The sequence below is a fragment of the Anaerocolumna sp. AGMB13020 genome (assembly GCF_033100115.1).
In the GTDB taxonomy this organism is placed as follows: Bacteria; Bacillota; Clostridia; order Lachnospirales; family Lachnospiraceae; genus Anaerocolumna.
Window position 1 is genome coordinate 3,316,340 of sequence record NZ_CP136910.1, and the last position, 16,765, is coordinate 3,333,104.

Sequence of the window (16,765 nt, forward strand, 5' to 3'; positions counted from 1 at the left end):
CATTTTTAAAAGGGATAGATAAGAAGTTTTAAAAATAGTAGATGATAAACATGCTTACCGTTTAGTATATGAACATATAGAAATATTTCACAACACAGTAAGAATCCATAGTCCTTGTGGATGTTACCAGTTTTTACTTGAACTTTTTCTTAACATAGTACCAAAGACAGTGGGGGACTTTTTTTATTCTGGAGAATCTTGTAAAGAAATGTGATACAAATCTTGACATATAGTACCATATAGTACTATACTATATAGGGAGGTGAAAATCATAAAAACTCATGGTGGTTTTCTTATTACTCAGACCCGGCAATTACAAGGCCGTGTGTTTGACAAACTGCTCAAGGAAAGTGGTGTAGATGCATTTAACGGCGCACAGGGAAGAATTCTGTATGTTTTGTGGGAGCACAAAAGACTTACAATCACTGAAATCAGCCACTTGACTTCGCTAGCAAAGACATCTCTTACGAGTATGCTTGATAGGATGGAAGAAAGCGGATTAATAGAGAGAACTCCAGATAAGCAGAACCGCAGACAAATTATTGTTTCTATTACGAAAAAAGCAATAAGCTATCGCGATGCCTATGATCGTGTATCCGAGAAGATGAATGATTTATTTTATCAGGGTTTCAGTGAAAAAGAAGTTACTTATTTTGAGGACATGTTACACAGAATTATTGTCAATCTTGAAAATTAACAGGAGGGTTATGTACATGAACAATCAAACCAAAGAGGATATAGTCAAACTAGTGGAGAACAGCCGAGATGCGATTGTCTGTTCCATAGATGAAAACGGATTTCCAAATGCGAAAACCATGTTCAAGCGGAAAAATGAAGATCTTCGAGTAATATGGTTCTCATCCAATGTATCAGCCATTCATACGCAACAGTGGGTTAAGAATCCCAACGCCTGCGTTTACTTTATGGATTCGCAAAATATTACAGGATTAATGCTGACTGGTCATATACAGGTTTGTACAGATATTGAAACAAAACAAGCTTTTTGGGTAGAGGGCGACGAAAAATATTATCCCCTCGGTCCTACCGATCAGGATTATTGCATGTTATGCTTCACTTCGAATAAGGGGAATTATTTCGGAGGTCCGCAAAAGTGTCTGTTTGATATCAAGGAGGATATGGAAGAGGTAAATTACGCCTATTCAAACGGATGGAAAGTGGTAGAGACTCTATAAGTACATCGGGATCTTAGCTTTATGAAGCAGCCATAAACAAATACAGTATCATAAAAACTATATTAGGGAGTACTATAAGCTATTAACGCCAAGGCATTACGAGGTTTTGACGGCATCTTTTCATCTACTCAAGGCATAGGGAGACAATTGTCTTAAGGTTAAAAGTGTGAGACTCTGTAAGTATTGAAATGCTGGATTTGAAAGATGTAATAATATCAAAGTAAATATTTTGACTTAATTTTCCCTCGATATATGTTTGTGTAAACATGTCGAGGGTTTTTCTTTTTGAAAAATTGGCCTGAATTACCGAAACGATATGACATCGAAGATGATTTGTACCATGGTTATACAATGATAAAGTCAGCTGATAAAGTGGGTAAAGACAATTCTACAATTGCAAAAGAAATCAGGAAACATTGCATTGGAGAGGAAGGATATAACGCTCACAGCAATGACTGTATGTAGGGTTATTACTGCCAGAAGCAGTCTATATATACTTTTTATGGGTACACCAGCTAATTTTTAGCTGTTTAAGGAGTCATCAGTTCACCCGAAGGCTGAACTGTAACAATATATCGATTAGAAAAAATAAATGTTTATTTTTACCAAATATAGGAGTATAATGTTGCATTATAATATTGTAACTAAACTAAGTTTAAACCAATTCATTATTCTTTGCGATTTTACTGCATATGTCTTTGGTGCAATCCTGATAAAGAACTACTAATTTTCTCGTAAACATAGCATCTGAGCTTCTCAACCATTTCATCATCAGAATAATGAACCGAAATCAAGTGTATGTGATAAGAATACGCAAATGCGCAATAGTGCAAGGTATCATTTTTCACAGAATAATGTACACTACCGATTAAATTAGAAATAATATATCACAAATAACGGAGGGGGTTATTAAACATGTATTTGCTAATTGATAATTATGATTCCTTTGTTTACAATCTGGCGGCATATATACGTGAACTGGGAAGAACAATTATGATAAAAAGAAATGATGAAGTTACTATAAGTATGCTTGAGGCCATAATGAAAGAAGAAAATATTCAAGGCATTATTATATCTCCCGGCCCGAAAAGTCCGAAAGAAAGCGGAATAGCAGGAGATATTATAGTACATTTTCATAAAAAGGTACCGATTTTAGGAGTCTGTTTAGGTCATCAGATTATAGGATATCAATTTGGAGCCATAGTAGAAAAGGGAAACCGTCCAATGCACGGAAAAGTAAATCTAATCTATAATAGCGGAAAGGGCATATTTAAAGAATTACCGTCATCTTTTAAAGTTACCAGATACCATTCCCTGGTTGTAAAGGAAGAAAAATTGCCGAGCTGCCTGCAAATTGATGCGAAATCAGAAGATGGAGCAATAATGGCTATCAGTCATAAATCATATCCGATATATGGGGTGCAATTTCATCCGGAAGCTCTTCTTACCCAATACGGACATGCTTTATTAGAGAATTTTCTGAAAATATGTGAGAAATGAGGAAAAGAAAAATGCATACGGCAGTGAAACAAATGGATTATTATGTTCCCAGTGATGTTATATATGAAAAATTTTCAGAGGAGCCAATGGCAGTTTTTTTAGATTCTTCCTTACATAATGAATTGGGTGGTTACTCTATTATTGGTCTGCATCCTTATTTGGTTCTAAAGGAAATGAATCAAGTCTTATACGTCAATGGAGAAAGCAAAGAAGAGACATTTGAACAGTATATGGAAAGTTATTTGAAAGAGCATGCGGAAGTAAATGAAACGAAACTTCCGTTAATCTCCGGAGGAATTGGCTATTTAACTTATGACTACGGGAGAAAATTTGAAAAGATACCATCCAGGCATACTGCAACTCAGGTAGATATACCGGATGCTTTATTTTGCTTTTATGAACATTATATCATTGAAGATATCAATGATAAAAGAATTTATCTGTCTGCAAAAGGCGAAACTGAGGCCAGCGGACTAAGTTTATACCATCTGGAAATGCTGCTGGAAGAGAAACTGACATTTTCGCGAAGGGAATCTCCCAAAGCAGAAAAGTATGAAAAAAAAGAACATAACCCGACAGGTACTTATATAGCCAGATATGGTAAGGAAGAATATATTCAGGCTGTTGAAGATGTTATCCGGTACATTGTAGAAGGGGATATCTATGTATGCAATATGACGCAGCAATTGAGGATACTTAGTCCCAAACACCCCTATGAGGTATTTAAATACTTAAGAGTACATAATCCATCTCCTTTTGGCGGCTTTTTTAATTATGATACCTTTCAAATTGTAAGTGCCTCACCGGAACGTTTTATAAGAGTGAAAGAGGGAGTGGCAGAAACCCGTCCCATAAAAGGAACCCGTAAGAGAGGGATAACAGAAGAGGAAGATAACATTCTAAAAGAAGAACTAAGAAACTCGGAAAAGGACAAAAGTGAACTTCTTATGATTGTGGACTTGGAACGGAATGACCTGAACAGAGTATGTGAACCGGGAAGTGTACAAGTTGTTGATAATTTTGCATTGGAAACTTACGCTACTTTATACCATTTGGTATCAACAGTTCGAGGTAAGCTGCGGGAGGATGTTACGGTCATGGAGTTACTAAGGGCCAGCTTTCCGGGAGGTTCCATAACTGGTGCCCCTAAAATCAGGGCGATGGAAATTATAGATCAACTGGAAGGTGACCGTAGAGGGTTATATACCGGTACTATCGGATATTGCAGTCTGGATGGAAATTGTGATTTTAACATAGTAATCCGTACAGCGGTTTATCAGAACGGAGAATATCATCTTGGGGTAGGAGGAGGTATCACTTATGAATCGGATACGGAATTTGAATATGAAGAAATTCTGCAAAAAGCCAAGGCAATCTTTGAGGCGGCAGCAGTAGTACAGGAAAAGGATGATGAGTATGGAACAAATTAATTTGGATGCAGGCTATTTCTATGGAATTGGGGTATTTGAAACCATTGCAATCGAAGAAGGGATGCCAATATTCTTAGAAAGACATTTGCTGCGCTTATCCAATGCAGTCAAAGGTTTGGGAATTCAAAATGCAGATTATGAGAAAATGGTAAATAAAACTCAGGTGATGGACTATTTACGAAAAAATCCTCAAAAACATGGGTGTCTTAAAATTACAGTGTCAGACCAAAACCTTATATTTTCAGTCAGGGACAATAACTATACAGCAGAGGATTACAATAGAGGGTTTACAGTTGAACTAAGCCGGGTTTTAAGAAACGAGACCTCTCCCCTGACTTATTTCAAGACCCTGAGTTATGCTGATAATATCCTTGAAAAGCGGGAGGCAAAAAAAAGAGGAGTGGATGAACCTGTTTTTATAAATACAAAAGGGCAATTAACGGAAGGGGCAACTACCAATGTCTTTCTTGTTAAGGATGGACATATACTCACCCCGAAATTAGAGTGCGGTCTTCTAAATGGTATAATGCGTAGTTACATTCTGGAGAATTATCAGGTGTCGGAGGATATTATACTGTTAGAAAAGGTAGAAGAATCTGATGAAATGTTTTTGACGAATTCTTTGCTTGGTATAATGCCGGTGAAACGGTTTGGTGGTAAAGTATTTTCTTCCCGATTAAAGGGGGAGGCACTTTTGGAAGAATATAAAAGATATATAGTATAAATAGAAATATAAGTCTTTGTAATAATATGTTAAATGGTTTAAAAATTTGTTAGAAATGCGAGTTGACAGCTAAAAAAAATAGTAATACAATAAAAATAAATGGCAATACATGGCATAAAATAGCAAAGTATGACAGAGAAATAGAAAAATGGTATACAGGGGAAATAATAAAAGGTAATTAAGAGGCGATGAAAAGATGAATATAACTGAAATCCGAATGAAGGAATTAAAGGAACAGGCAGATATAATTAGTGAAGTAATAGCGCACATTCCTACAGGTGAAAAAAATGTGAATGAGATAAAAGATAATAAAAAGAGGATAATGCATTACTTTAATATTGGGGAGGAAGAATGGTCGGATTGGAGATGGCAGATGAAAAATCGTGTCTCTGATACTAAGATTCTTGCCGGTATTTTTAACCTTGACCCAGATAAATTAAACGAGATCAACAATGTTGACAAAACATATCCCTGGTCAGTATCTCCTTTTTATCTCAGTTTAATTGGTAATGTTAACGTTGAAAATCCATTGGCTTCCATGTGTATACCGGATATTTCGGAACTTTTGGATTCGGAAGGGGTCTTAGATCCCATGAATGAAGCCGAGTTATGTCCGGCGGGAGGTATAACAAGAAGGTATCCCGATCGTCTGATACTTAATGTTACAAGTGAATGCGGCAGCTATTGTAGATTTTGTCAAAGAAAAAGAAATATTAAGAAAAAAGCAACAGAAATTACCACAGATGCTTTCGAAGAATCCATACAGTATATCAGGGATAATGCGGAAATACGTGATGTACTCATAACCGGAGGAGACCCTTTAACATTAAGTGATAAGAGGCTGCAGCAGATATTGGAAGCTGTCCGAAGTATAGAACATGTAGAAATAATACGGATAGGAACCCGTATGCCAATCTATGTGCCCATGAGAGTTACTTCGGATTTATGCGAAATGCTAAAAAAATATTCACCCCTATATATTAACATACATGTTAATCATCCGCTGGAAATCAATTATGAATCCGCTAAGGCAATAGAAAGGCTGATTGAAGCCGGAATACCAGTCTCTAATCAAATGGTAATGTTAAATGGTGTAAACAATGACCCGTATACTGCATTGGTTCTTAACCGGGAATTGCTTAAGGTTAAAGTAAGACCTTATTACATGTTTCATCCTAAAACGGTAAAAAGTACCATGCACTTTCAGTGCAGCATAGAGGAAGGCCTAAAGATTATGGAACTGCTCCGGGGAAGACTCTCCGGCCTGGGTATACCAACCTACGTTATTAACTGCAACGGAGGCTGGGGAAAGGTTCCTTTGCTGCCTAATTACATATTAGATTATGATAACAATACAATTTCCTTAAAAACCTGGGAGGATAAAACCGTGCGTCTGGATATTAATAATCTGCATAATTATGTATTAGAGGAGAGCTTGTATGAAGACTAAGGTTGCAATCGTTGCCTGTCACGATTATTCGGAAGAAAATGTAAGGGAAAGTGTAGCGAAAGCAATAGAGCTTTTAGGCGGATATGATAAACTGCTTGATCAAAGAAATATTATCTTAAAGCCTAATCTTTGCCTTCCTACACATTATAACAACAATTTAACGACCCATCCCCAAATAATACGGCAATTAGGTTTATTGTTAAAAGAGCGGGCTGATAAAATTATAGTAGCAGATACCCCGGTGGGGAAAAGTGACAGTGAGCGGCGGGAAAAGTTATGGGAAGTTACCGGGATTAATGAGGTATTAAGGGAGTTAAAGCTTGAGCGCAGCGATTTAGAAGAACGATTGGTTATGCGTGATTTGAATATAGAGGATGAGCTGGTATCTTTTCCTGTTTCTTCTGCTATATTTGACAACCAGATTATTAATGTTCCAAAATTTAAAACCCATGGTTTCATGCTGTTTACCGGAGGAGTTAAGAACTTATACGGAGTGCTGCCGGAATACTCAAAAAAAAGGCTCCACCGTGAATTAGAGGAAAAAAATAAATTTTCCCAACTGCTTCTTGAATTATACCGGATGGTTCATTGCAAATTTCACATAATGGATGCCGTGGTCGGTATTCAGGGAGAGGGTCCCGGAGCCAAAGGAGAACCAAGAAAAATCGGATTAATTATGGCTAGTGAGGATGGGGTTGCTCTGGATTCTGTGGCAGCGGCGATAATGAATACGGAACCGCATAACATTCCCACCAACTTTTATGCCCACAAGCTTGGAATTGGGCAAACCGACTTAGCAGAGATAGAGATTGTCGGAGGTGAGATTGAGAATTACATTATCAGGGATTTTAAGCTCCCGTTAATTAATGAGCATACAGACCGGATATCTCAGAAGCTGTTCCACTTATCCCGTTATTCTGTAGAAGTGAATGAAGATAAGTGCAGAAAATGTGGGTTATGTGAACAAAATTGTCCCAGCCATGCAATTTATATGACGGAGGATACCCTCGCTATCACGAATGAAAAATGCAAATCGTGCCTGGTCTGCCATGAAATATGCCCCTTTGGAGCTATAGAATTTTCAAGGTACTCCTTTTTGGCGGAACTGTCTAAGAAAGAGAAAGATAAGAAAAAGGCAGATAAGATAAAGGCAGGTACTCCCAAAGAAAAATGGATTTTAATGTTCGGAAATCCGGATTCACAGCATATGTTCCGAAAAATTAAAGCAAGAGGATATAAAATTGCATTGATACATGATAAAGAACCGAGGACGGATTTTTCCATATGTGACGCCGTATATAAGAATATGGATTACAGCAGGTGGGAAGCAGATGATATTGCCGGAGTTGTAAATGTCCATAGTGAGAGGAGTGTACTCCGATGCGCCCAAGCTTGTGAATACTATGGTTTACCGGGATATAATGTTGAACAGGCCAAAATACTTACCAATAAAAAAATGCTGAAAACAGTTTTGGCTGAATATAATATAAAAACTCCCGCTCACGAATTTTTGCATAATTACCGGGAATTGGTTGAAGGCATGGATAAATTAAAGCCGCCTTATGTGTTAAAACCAGTGGACAGCTCCAATACGCGAGGCGTCTTTTTATTGCAGGAGGATAAAATAAGCGAAGATATTTTTGAACAGGTTTTATCTTTTTCTGAAAGCAAAGAAGCGGTACTGGAAGAGTATGCAAAAGGGGAAGAGTATGATGTAACCTGTGTAGTATGTGATTATGAAATCATATATCTTTTTATAAATAGACGTATCCGGCATGAAAATGGACAAGATTTCGGTAAGGCAATCGGATTTCAGACGGTTAGCCTTCCTGATTCAAAAATGAAGGAGCTGGAACATTTGTGCAGGAGCTCTGTTAAGGAACTTAAGATAAAAAGGGCTGTAGTCAGTTTCCAGTTAATAGATGGTGAAAAGGGCTGGTCTATTATCGAGGTGGCAGGCAGATTAATGGGAGGAGGTATTTTCGAATTTATTTATTTTGTAACGGGAATAGATATGGACAGTATTTTATTAGATTTGGCACTGGATAAACCGATACGTGCCGTTTCAAAGAAAGAATGCCGGCCAGCAGCTTATTTATTTGCTGACAGCCTGCTGGATAAACCAAAGGATATTCATATGAAATTGGAGGGAATGGATGAAGTCAGAAAGGTTCCCGGCGTTTTTTTGGTAAATATCATAGATAAAACAGTAGGCAGCAGAGAGCAGGGAGAAGAGTACAAAGAACTAAGCGGGGGAGTGCTGTGCTTTGGCAAAAGTGATGAGGCCGCCTTAGATACCGCCTTTGCTTCCTTTAAAAGATTAAAATGGATTTAGCAGTCGAAATACATAGTAACGGAGGGGTTATATGTTAGTAGAAACCATTTTGAGACAGGCTGGGATCAAACCGAATTTTACAGCGGTTATGGACCAGGTGAGGTCTGTCACCTATAAAGAACTATATGATGAAATCTTAAGCAGAGCCGAAATGTTATCGGATTTTGTTGCGGAAAACGGAGAGCCCGTCGGATTATTATTTCCCAATTCGGTGGATGCGGTAACTTGGATGCTTGCAATGGCAAAAACAGGACATCCGGTTATTTTATTTGGATCTAAAATGAAAGAAAATGAAGTGAATTATCATATAAATAGAATCGGTCTTAAACTTACCATAGCCGACAGAAGGATCGTTACCGGCTGGAATGGTTTAAATCAAACGCTGTACCCTTTTTCGGGAGCGGATAACTCCGTTGCTCTGAAACATCCCCGGGAATTAAACCGGCAGGAAGAAGAGAAGTTTACTGCCTTTGAAAAAGGAGATTTTATTTGCCATTTTACCAGCGGTTCCGAAGGTGAACCCAAAGCGGTAATCCGTACCCTTGAAGCGGTAGAATCAGAAATAATCGATACTTTTGTTACCATTAATTTGAAGGATGAACAAACTTTTCTTACTATTCCACCTATCTGTCATTCCTTTGGCTTAATAGCCGGTGCATTACTTCCCTTATATTACGGACATAAATTAATACTGGAAGAGGAATTTCTTCCGGAAAAGATACTTAATATCATAGATACCAATAAGGTAAATGTATTATTTGCCGTACCCTACATGTACTATCTACTCAATAAACGGTTGAAATTGACAAAGATGGACTTCTCAAGCATTACTATGTGTTTTTCGGCAGGAGCACCTATGGATGACAGTGTTTCAGAAACCTTTCGGCAGTTTACCGGAGTAAGGATTATTCAAGATTATGGTTCCACGGAAACTGGAGTAATGTGTCTGAATCTGGAAACGGACCGGCTGCCGAAATCGGTGGGCAGACCTGTTGTAAACCGAACTATAAAATTAATGGATGAAGAGGGGAAAGAAATTAACACAAATGAGGAAAGCGGAGAAATATGCATACTTAGTAAAGCCAATGTCAGGACATACCTTTACCCCCAGGAATTAAACCGGCAGAAATTTATCGACGGTTACTTTAGAACCGGTGATTTAGGGAGATTAGGCCAGGAAGGGGAAGTTTACATCGTCGGAAGGCTAAGTTCTATTATGAATGTCGCAGGTAATAAGGTGGATCCGGTAGAAGTTGAAAACGTAATAAAATCAATTTCCGGGGTAAAAGAAGCCGTAGTCGTCTGCATAGATGATATCAATAGAGGCAGCATTATAAAAGCTTATGTGGTTGCGGAAGAGGACATAGAGGAAGCCTTTGTTAAAAAATTCTGCAAAACCCAGATGGCAGATTACAAGGTGCCGAAAGCAGTTGTATTTATGAACGAATTGCCAAGGAGCCAGACCGGAAAAGTATTAAAAAAATATTTAGTGAAGGAGTTCTGAAGATGAATGAGGTAAAGCAAAAGAGAGAAGATTTTATTAATCAATACCCGCCACTTAACTTATTAAATAAACAGGATATCGGGAAAATATGGGCAGAAGAAGATTTCCATCTATATGTTCACATACCCTATTGTATTAAAAAGTGCGACTTCTGTTATTATGTTTCCTATGAAAACAAAAACGGTCAGATCCCGGAGGAATATCTGGAGGCACTAAAAAAAGAAATACGTTTGTATGGCGGGATGGAACAGTTTAAAAACCGGAAGGTTCGTTCTATCTATTGGGGAGGCGGTACCCCTACTTTAATGAGCCTTTCCCAAATCAAAGACCTTTTAGAGGTCATATGGGAGAGCTTTCAGATTCATGAAGATGTGGAATTTTGCTGTGAAGTTCGTCCAGGACCGGAGACAACGAAAGAAAAAATTATGCTGATGAAAGAATATGGACTTAAACGTGTCAGCATTGGTTGTCAGAGTCTTAACGACAATGTGCTGAAGCTAAATGGGAGAAACCATAACTCCAATACATTCTATAAAACCTTTAATATGGTTCGGGAATGCGATGTGTTTTCCATCAATGTTGACTTGATGTCAGGTTTACTTGGGGATACGCAGGAAACATTTCTATATTCAATTGATGAGATGATAAAACTAAGACCTGAGAATTTAACCATATATAAGTTGGAAGTATACTTAAATAATCTATTATACAAAAAAACCTTAGGACAGGAGGCTAGATTTATAACAGATGAAGAGGAAGCGGAGCATGTAGAAGCAGCGTATAACAGACTGCTGGAGAACGGATATCTCTTATCTGATAATTATAGTTTCTGCTCCGAGGATAAATACAGGCAGATACATAGATATAATACCTGGGAAGGGGAAGACATGATAGGTGTGGGGCTGTCCTCTCATTCCTGTTATGGTTTAACAATTTATCAAAATGATAACCGAATGGCTGATTATATGGAACAGCTTCAAAACGATAAACTTCCGATTCGCCGGGCATATGAATTTTCTGTTTATGAAGATATGGTCAGAATGATCATATTCGGAATTAAAAGCGTATCTTATCCCCTTGAAAAATTCTCAAGGAAATTCGGTATCGGTGCGGATGTGATTTTTGCTGATAAGCTGTCGTATTTACAGAAAGAAGGCTACATCGATATAAAAGATGGTATCTTGAATACAACCTTAAAAGGAGCACTGTACGCGGATGATGTTGTGCGAATTTTTTATCCGGATAGATACAGGGATGCCGTATTGGCGCATAAAGCCAGAGGTTAATGGACCAGGTAAATTTACGGTTATGAGAAGAGAATGCGTAAGCAGCGGTATATAAGAGTTTAAATTATAGGAGGTTTAATATGAGCAGAGAAGAAATATTAGTAAAGTTAAAAGAGATATTGGGTAGTAATCAATTTCTATTTTCAGAGGAACAAATCGAAAAGATAAATGAAGATACCTCCCTGATATACGATCTTGTAATGGACTCCATACAAATACTGGAGCTTTTGGTTACCATAGAAGAAGCTTTCAGTCTGACTTATGAGGCACAGGATCTTAGTGCAGATTTATTTGATAAAGTATCCAACCTGATAAGTTTTGTTGAAACCAAGATAGCCTAAGCAGGCAAATCAGTAGGGCAGCTAATGGCAGCACCGGAGTATTAAGCGGGTGAATGATATGATAATTGAAGAAATGGAAAAATACATACAGGAAAATATTCCTGAGCTTTATAATATATGCCTTTATCAGGACGGAAATATGCTCTTTAACAAGTATTATCAACGGTATTCTTATCCGGATTACGCCGTTAATATTAAATCCGTTTCTAAAATTCTGTTAGCCTTGGGAGTAGGTGCGATGCTTAAGGAACATCTGATAAAAGGTGTAAATCAGACGGTGGCGGAACTTTTACCGGATTATGCGGCAGATATTTTGAAGGATGAGAAAGAGGAGGAGTTAAAACTTTATCACCTGCTTACCATGACATCCGGATTTTCCTGGCAGGAAAGCGGCCCGTCCTTTTTTGAATGGCTTAAAAGCAGTGATTGGGTTTCTCATGCTCTTTATTGTCCACGGCGGAATAAACCTGGTACGGTGTTTCTATACAATACGGCCAATTCTCATTTAGTGTCTGCCATTATCAAACAGCAGACAGGAGAAAATGCTTACGACTTTGTTCGAGAAAGTATCTTGAAACCGCTGGGAATTAATCATGCTCTGTGGCAAAAAGCACCGGAAGGAAATGATTATGGCGGAGGAGATTTTTTTCTGGCACCGGGGAATGTTGCCAGGATAGGACAGCTGATGTTAAAGGAAGGAGTTTGGAAAAATACAGAGCTATTACCCAAAGGATGGGTAAAGGAATGTCTAACCTCACGCATTTCTGTCAAAGAGGAACTGGCATACGGTTACTTCTGCTTTGGCAGGCAGAATAAATTGGTTAACAGTAAGGGCGAAGCAGCTGTGATTGATACATGGTTTATACCAGGTACCGGAGGACAGTACCTTTACATTATTCCAAAGCTTAATGCAACAGCGGTAATAACGTCACTCCTTACTCCTAACGATGGCAGAGACCCTATTAATCTGCCCGCCGGAAAATTAATGGAGCAGTTTCTGCTAAAAGAGCTTTATGACAATAAATATGGCAATACATGATTACAGGAGGAATAAGCTCATGAGCGGCACTATTATTGTAATATCCGGCCCTTCAGCAGTAGGAAAAAGCAGGGTCATAAAGGAACTTTTAAAATACAATGGAAATTTGGAATTCATTACATCCTATACCACCAGAAAACCTCGTGAAAATGAAGAGGAGGGCAGAGACTATTACTTTGTGAGTGAGGAGGAGTTTTTGCATCTGATTGAAGCCGGAAAGCTGCTGGAGTGGAAGAAAACAGGCTATGGTTATTACGGGACGCCGAAAGATTCTGTCAGGGATTCCCTGCATAAAAACAATACAGTGATTTTGGATGTAGATTCTCAAGGGTTTGCCGCTGTTAAAAAACAAAACTTCGCTTCTGTAAATGGTATTTATTTATTACCGGAATCGCTGGCAGTTTTACGGGAACAGATTTTGGCGCGCGGTGCTAAAAGAGGTATTAACACCACTCAGGATGCCGAAGTACGGTTTCAGGATGCACTAAATTCTATTCGAACGGCTCATAGATATGACCTGGTAATGATTAACGAAAAGGTACCTGAAACTGCAAAAATGATTGTAAAATGGATGGATGTTTTAAAATTCCGGGATAGCCGGGAAGCATTGCTTAAGGAATGGTATAAAGCAAATGATATATTTACCGGATGGGAAAGAGATGAATAAGAAGCAGGGCAACTACAAGCGGCCTGTCTGCGCCATCCGCATATCTATGCTATCACATTCATCAATGTAGCATGTAAATGACCACTAGATAATAATAAAAGGCATAAAACATAAGGAATCATAAAAACAGAAAGGACGCAGCATAAATAAGCAGCATAAAAGTATGAAACATATTGCCTTAATTGGGATAGATGGCTCTGGTAAATCTTCTTTGGCAGGTCAACTGCAGCATTATTTAACAAAAACCTGTAACTATAAAGTGCTGATAGCCACCAGTAATAAAATGAACTCCACCGTCCTGAAAGCAATTGAAAATAAAACAGGAAGAAAAGTAAGTGATGAGTTAAGATTGACAGCTTTTGCCTTTGACCTGGCAATTAAATACCAGCAGGTGGCGGACATGCAGGAATTAGATTTTATAATATGGGACCGGTACTATTATTGCTTATTCGCTTATTTTACAGCACTGAATACGGATTTGAGCAGCGTCAGAGAAATTACTACCATTATGCCGGTGCCGGACTATACATTTTTTCTGGAAATTGATGTGGAAACGGCGCTTGATAGAATTGAGCAAAGGGGAGAACCGCAAAAAAAAGAAGAAAGCTATGATTATCTCAAAGCAGTTCAAAGGGAATATATACAGATTATGAAAGACAGCAATGCGGTTACACTTAACACCGGCTGTCCAAGGGATGAGTTGCTAAAAGTTGCCTTAAAACATATTTTACAGGTACATTAATTTTAACAGGGAAGAAGGAAAAATTGGTACCGGCAAAACTGAAAAGATTGTTAAGGCTACTATAAAACAGGAGGAGAGAGGATATGTTTAAATTATTGAGTAAGGGGATTTGTGTCAATCCGGGAATTTCCTGCGGTAAGAGTAAAATTATAAATTCAATGGAAGATATTGATTCCGTTTCAAATGGTGACATCGTAGTTCTGCCTAACAGTGATCCTATGTATGCAATGGCCGTTATGTCTGCCTCCGCAGTCATATGTGAAGTGGGAGGAAAGTTGTCCCATATATGCATCGTCTCTTTGGAAATGGGTATTCCCTGTATTACCCAGGCGGCTGGCGCAAGAAAAAGCATAGGTGATGGACAGCTGATTTATGTAGATGCCGAGAAAGGGGAGGTATATCTTGCTGAGTGATGAAGAGAGGCTAAAGCATTACAAAGAGTCGTTAAAATCTGCATGGGGTTATAACGATTACAATGACTGGCCGGTAAAGTTTAATTCGGTAATGCATTTATTTTTAGAAGAATTTGCACAGGAAGTCCTGGAGGACATAGAAGCCATTAGAGAGCAGGGTATTCCCGCCTGCCAGGCGGCAGCGGCTTTTTACAATCCCGCTAAAATTTACCGTATAATCAATCCGGTATTGTATGGAATGAAGAAGCTGGGAAAGAGCATCCGCTGTCAGCAGGAAACCGCCTTATATTTGCTGGAATTGGTTAAAGAGCTGAAGTTCGGCTCGGAATTTAATGAAAACGGAACCAATATTATCTGGAGCCGGGAGAAATTGGAGAAAAATTATTCCCATATCCATTTTACGCAGGCAGATGCAAATTCAGCAGCATTGCTGCAAAGATTTTGCGGCATCATGTGGGCATATACGGAATCAATATTTTTCAGGGCACATGACGTGACAAAAGAAATTCACGGACCCTACAGTCTCTCCGATAAATCTTCCCATCTATTGGTTCGGGAGTATTTAAATTTGAATCCATCTGAAATGTGGAAGGATACTCCTTTGCTGCCATACCGGGATATAATTGTTTATACCGAATACAGTGAGAACTTAAATTTGACAGTGGATGCTTACAACCATTTGTTTTTACAGGAAGGAAATTATAAGGACTGCCTTTTATCCTATGCCATACTTGGAGATGGGGAACCCATGGATATAAACCGGCTACCGGAGATTATCAGTACTATGTTCAATACCATAAAATATATTCATGGCTGGACTGAGAAAGCCGGATGGCAGGAAATTACAAAACGCTACGCGGATATCTACTGGTACCGGAAAAAGGCCTTACGGGACCTGAGGGGGCTGGATTGGCGGGTTCCCCAAAATGTATATGCTAAAATTGATAGTGGTGAAAAAGACATCAGGCGAAAAGATAATTTAGACGCCAGGCAGATAGATCGCTTGATTCAGCTATTAGTTTAAAACAAAGACTTGGTTTAAATTCTAAGGCATGATTTAAAACCAAAGCCTTTATATTGGTTTTAAAACGGAAAGGTACAGGTACAGCAAATGAGTGATTTTTTCATGATGAATTTAGAGGAAATAGCCGTCCATCCGGAAAAATTGCGGCGATACGATGAGCGGATAGAAAGAGAACAGGAAAAATGGTATGACTTTATCAAGCCGGTACTGGCTGAGTTGTCTTCCATTCCATATGCTCTTATAAAAGGACAGGTTTTGTCGTTATTAGCTTATGGAAGTACAGGATACCGGGATTCCAAAGACATAGACATACTGATAGCAAGAAATGATTTGTCCTATATGGATGAGGTATTAAGAAAGTATGGATTTGATTCTGTAATATTAGACGAATTCGGGAATCAGAGAATACTTTCGAGGGCGGAGAAAATAATACTTTTGAATTCTCATCAGGTTACTCCTTATACCGCTTCTGCTGAGCCATTAGGGAAAGTATTAAATATGGATGTTAATGTAGATATTTACGGCAGTGAATATACCGGTACAAGGATAGATATAAAGGACTTTCTATCGGATACGGTCAGCATTGGGATATACGGACAGGAAATCAGAACGCTTACGCCTGTTAAAACATTTATATCTGTAGTGTTGCATCATTACCGGGAAATGAACGCCCCCTATATTTTTAAGGTATGCAATCCGTTAACTACCCGTATGTTCCAGGATGTATACTGCCTGTTTAAGAGGCATCTGGAAAAAGAACTGGAGGCGTTAATACAATATTCCAGGGAGTATGATTTACATAAATATATATATTATATGCTCTATTATACCGGGCTGGTCTTTCAGGATGAAGCCCTGGCAGACAGCATAAACCGTTTTAAAACCCCAGAGGGGGTGGCACTTTTAAACTCTTACGGACTGACGGAAGGTGAAAGAAAAATCTGGAAGCTTGATTTCCCAGACCGGCTGGATGCCCCGGAAATATACAGTATTGTAGAACCGGATTTGACAGAGCGGGATAAGGAAAAAATAGAAGCTGTCTGGAGAGTAATATAAATCGTTATATATCGATGAGAAAACGGATTCATTATCAAGTATTTTAAATGGGGAGTAATAA

Annotated in this window: 17 protein-coding genes; all 17 read left to right on the forward strand. The window is 38.5% G+C overall.

Annotation, left to right across the window (positions count from 1 at the left end; genetic code table 11):
- The first annotated feature begins 325 nt into the window (after positions 1-325).
- The 17 genes from R2R35_RS13495 (at position 326) to R2R35_RS13575 (ending at position 16,704) form a co-directional block, all read left to right on the forward strand.
- Positions 326-697 carry a MarR family transcriptional regulator gene (locus R2R35_RS13495; protein WP_317730339.1) on the forward strand — a complete coding sequence of 124 codons (372 nt, stop codon included), beginning with the start codon at positions 326-328 and terminating at the stop codon, positions 695-697.
- A gap of 16 nt (positions 698-713) precedes the next feature.
- Positions 714-1,193 (forward strand): pyridoxamine 5'-phosphate oxidase family protein, encoded by a 480-nt coding sequence (locus tag R2R35_RS13500; protein WP_317730341.1) that lies wholly within the window; start codon positions 714-716, stop codon positions 1,191-1,193.
- Between the two features lie 285 nt (positions 1,194-1,478).
- The gene (locus R2R35_RS13505) at positions 1,479-1,658 is read left to right on the forward strand and encodes a helix-turn-helix domain-containing protein (RefSeq protein ID WP_317730343.1); all 180 of its coding nucleotides are present in this window, start codon (positions 1,479-1,481) and stop codon (positions 1,656-1,658) included.
- Between the two features lie 450 nt (positions 1,659-2,108).
- Complete coding sequence (locus R2R35_RS13510) at positions 2,109-2,693, forward strand: anthranilate synthase component II (RefSeq protein ID WP_317730345.1); 585 nt, start codon at positions 2,109-2,111, stop codon at positions 2,691-2,693.
- 11 nt (positions 2,694-2,704) lie between these two features.
- Positions 2,705-4,123: an aminodeoxychorismate synthase component I gene (gene pabB / locus R2R35_RS13515; protein ID WP_317730347.1), complete on the forward strand. Its 1,419-nt coding sequence runs from the start codon at positions 2,705-2,707 to the stop codon at positions 4,121-4,123.
- Positions 4,110-4,847: an aminotransferase class IV gene (locus tag R2R35_RS13520; RefSeq protein ID WP_317730348.1), complete on the forward strand. Its 738-nt coding sequence runs from the start codon at positions 4,110-4,112 to the stop codon at positions 4,845-4,847. Before pabB ends, R2R35_RS13520 begins: the two co-directional genes overlap by 14 nt.
- Positions 4,848-5,043: 196 nt before the next feature.
- Positions 5,044-6,297 carry a KamA family radical SAM protein gene (locus R2R35_RS13525; protein ID WP_317730350.1) on the forward strand — a complete coding sequence of 418 codons (1,254 nt, stop codon included), beginning with the start codon at positions 5,044-5,046 and terminating at the stop codon, positions 6,295-6,297.
- A complete protein-coding gene (locus R2R35_RS13530; protein ID WP_317730351.1) occupies positions 6,287-8,632 on the forward strand; it encodes a DUF362 domain-containing protein in 2,346 nt (781 codons plus the stop codon). The genes R2R35_RS13525 and R2R35_RS13530 overlap by 11 nt, the downstream gene beginning before the upstream one ends.
- Positions 8,633-8,663: 31 nt before the next feature.
- Positions 8,664-10,136, forward strand: a complete 1,473-nt coding sequence (locus R2R35_RS13535; protein ID WP_317730352.1) for a class I adenylate-forming enzyme family protein — start codon at positions 8,664-8,666, stop codon at positions 10,134-10,136.
- 2 nt (positions 10,137-10,138) lie between these two features.
- Positions 10,139-11,422 carry a coproporphyrinogen-III oxidase family protein gene (locus R2R35_RS13540; protein WP_317730353.1) on the forward strand — a complete coding sequence of 428 codons (1,284 nt, stop codon included), beginning with the start codon at positions 10,139-10,141 and terminating at the stop codon, positions 11,420-11,422.
- Positions 11,423-11,502: 80 nt separating this feature from the next.
- Positions 11,503-11,763, forward strand: a complete 261-nt coding sequence (locus R2R35_RS13545) for an acyl carrier protein (protein ID WP_317730354.1) — start codon at positions 11,503-11,505, stop codon at positions 11,761-11,763.
- 58 nt (positions 11,764-11,821) lie between these two features.
- Positions 11,822-12,802, forward strand: a complete 981-nt coding sequence (locus tag R2R35_RS13550; RefSeq protein WP_317730355.1) for a serine hydrolase domain-containing protein — start codon at positions 11,822-11,824, stop codon at positions 12,800-12,802.
- Between the two features lie 19 nt (positions 12,803-12,821).
- Complete coding sequence (gene gmk, locus R2R35_RS13555; RefSeq protein WP_317730357.1) at positions 12,822-13,469, forward strand: guanylate kinase; 648 nt, start codon at positions 12,822-12,824, stop codon at positions 13,467-13,469.
- A 163-nt stretch (positions 13,470-13,632) separates the two neighbouring features.
- Positions 13,633-14,211, forward strand: a complete 579-nt coding sequence (locus R2R35_RS13560) for a deoxynucleoside kinase (RefSeq protein WP_317730358.1) — start codon at positions 13,633-13,635, stop codon at positions 14,209-14,211.
- 83 nt (positions 14,212-14,294) lie between these two features.
- Entirely contained in the window at positions 14,295-14,624 is a 330-nt protein-coding gene (locus R2R35_RS13565) for a PEP-utilizing enzyme (RefSeq protein ID WP_317730359.1), read from the forward strand.
- Complete coding sequence (locus R2R35_RS13570) at positions 14,614-15,648, forward strand: hypothetical protein (RefSeq protein ID WP_317730360.1); 1,035 nt, start codon at positions 14,614-14,616, stop codon at positions 15,646-15,648. The genes R2R35_RS13565 and R2R35_RS13570 overlap by 11 nt, the downstream gene beginning before the upstream one ends.
- 87 nt (positions 15,649-15,735) lie before the next feature.
- On the forward strand, positions 15,736-16,704 hold the full coding sequence (locus R2R35_RS13575) for a nucleotidyltransferase family protein (RefSeq protein WP_317730361.1): 969 nt from the start codon (positions 15,736-15,738) through the stop codon (positions 16,702-16,704).
- Positions 16,705-16,765: the final 61 nt, after the last annotated feature.

Excerpts from the sequence above, each read along its gene's own strand:
- R2R35_RS13500 (WP_317730341.1), top strand. The coding sequence starts at position 714 with ATGAACAATCAAACCAAAGAGGATATAGTCAAACTAGTGGAGAACAGC.
- R2R35_RS13510 (WP_317730345.1), top strand. The coding sequence starts at position 2,109 with ATGTATTTGCTAATTGATAATTATGATTCCTTTGTTTACAATCTGGCG.
- pabB (WP_317730347.1), top strand. The coding sequence starts at position 2,705 with ATGCATACGGCAGTGAAACAAATGGATTATTATGTTCCCAGTGATGTT.
- R2R35_RS13520 (WP_317730348.1), top strand. The coding sequence starts at position 4,110 with ATGGAACAAATTAATTTGGATGCAGGCTATTTCTATGGAATTGGGGTA.
- R2R35_RS13525 (WP_317730350.1), top strand. The coding sequence starts at position 5,044 with ATGAATATAACTGAAATCCGAATGAAGGAATTAAAGGAACAGGCAGAT.
- R2R35_RS13530 (WP_317730351.1), top strand. The coding sequence starts at position 6,287 with ATGAAGACTAAGGTTGCAATCGTTGCCTGTCACGATTATTCGGAAGAA.
- R2R35_RS13535 (WP_317730352.1), top strand. The coding sequence starts at position 8,664 with ATGTTAGTAGAAACCATTTTGAGACAGGCTGGGATCAAACCGAATTTT.
- R2R35_RS13540 (WP_317730353.1), top strand. The coding sequence starts at position 10,139 with ATGAATGAGGTAAAGCAAAAGAGAGAAGATTTTATTAATCAATACCCG.
- R2R35_RS13545 (WP_317730354.1), top strand. The coding sequence starts at position 11,503 with ATGAGCAGAGAAGAAATATTAGTAAAGTTAAAAGAGATATTGGGTAGT.
- R2R35_RS13550 (WP_317730355.1), top strand. The coding sequence starts at position 11,822 with ATGATAATTGAAGAAATGGAAAAATACATACAGGAAAATATTCCTGAG.
- gmk (WP_317730357.1), top strand. The coding sequence starts at position 12,822 with ATGAGCGGCACTATTATTGTAATATCCGGCCCTTCAGCAGTAGGAAAA.
- R2R35_RS13560 (WP_317730358.1), top strand. The coding sequence starts at position 13,633 with ATGAAACATATTGCCTTAATTGGGATAGATGGCTCTGGTAAATCTTCT.
- R2R35_RS13565 (WP_317730359.1), top strand. The coding sequence starts at position 14,295 with ATGTTTAAATTATTGAGTAAGGGGATTTGTGTCAATCCGGGAATTTCC.
- R2R35_RS13575 (WP_317730361.1), top strand. The coding sequence starts at position 15,736 with ATGAGTGATTTTTTCATGATGAATTTAGAGGAAATAGCCGTCCATCCG.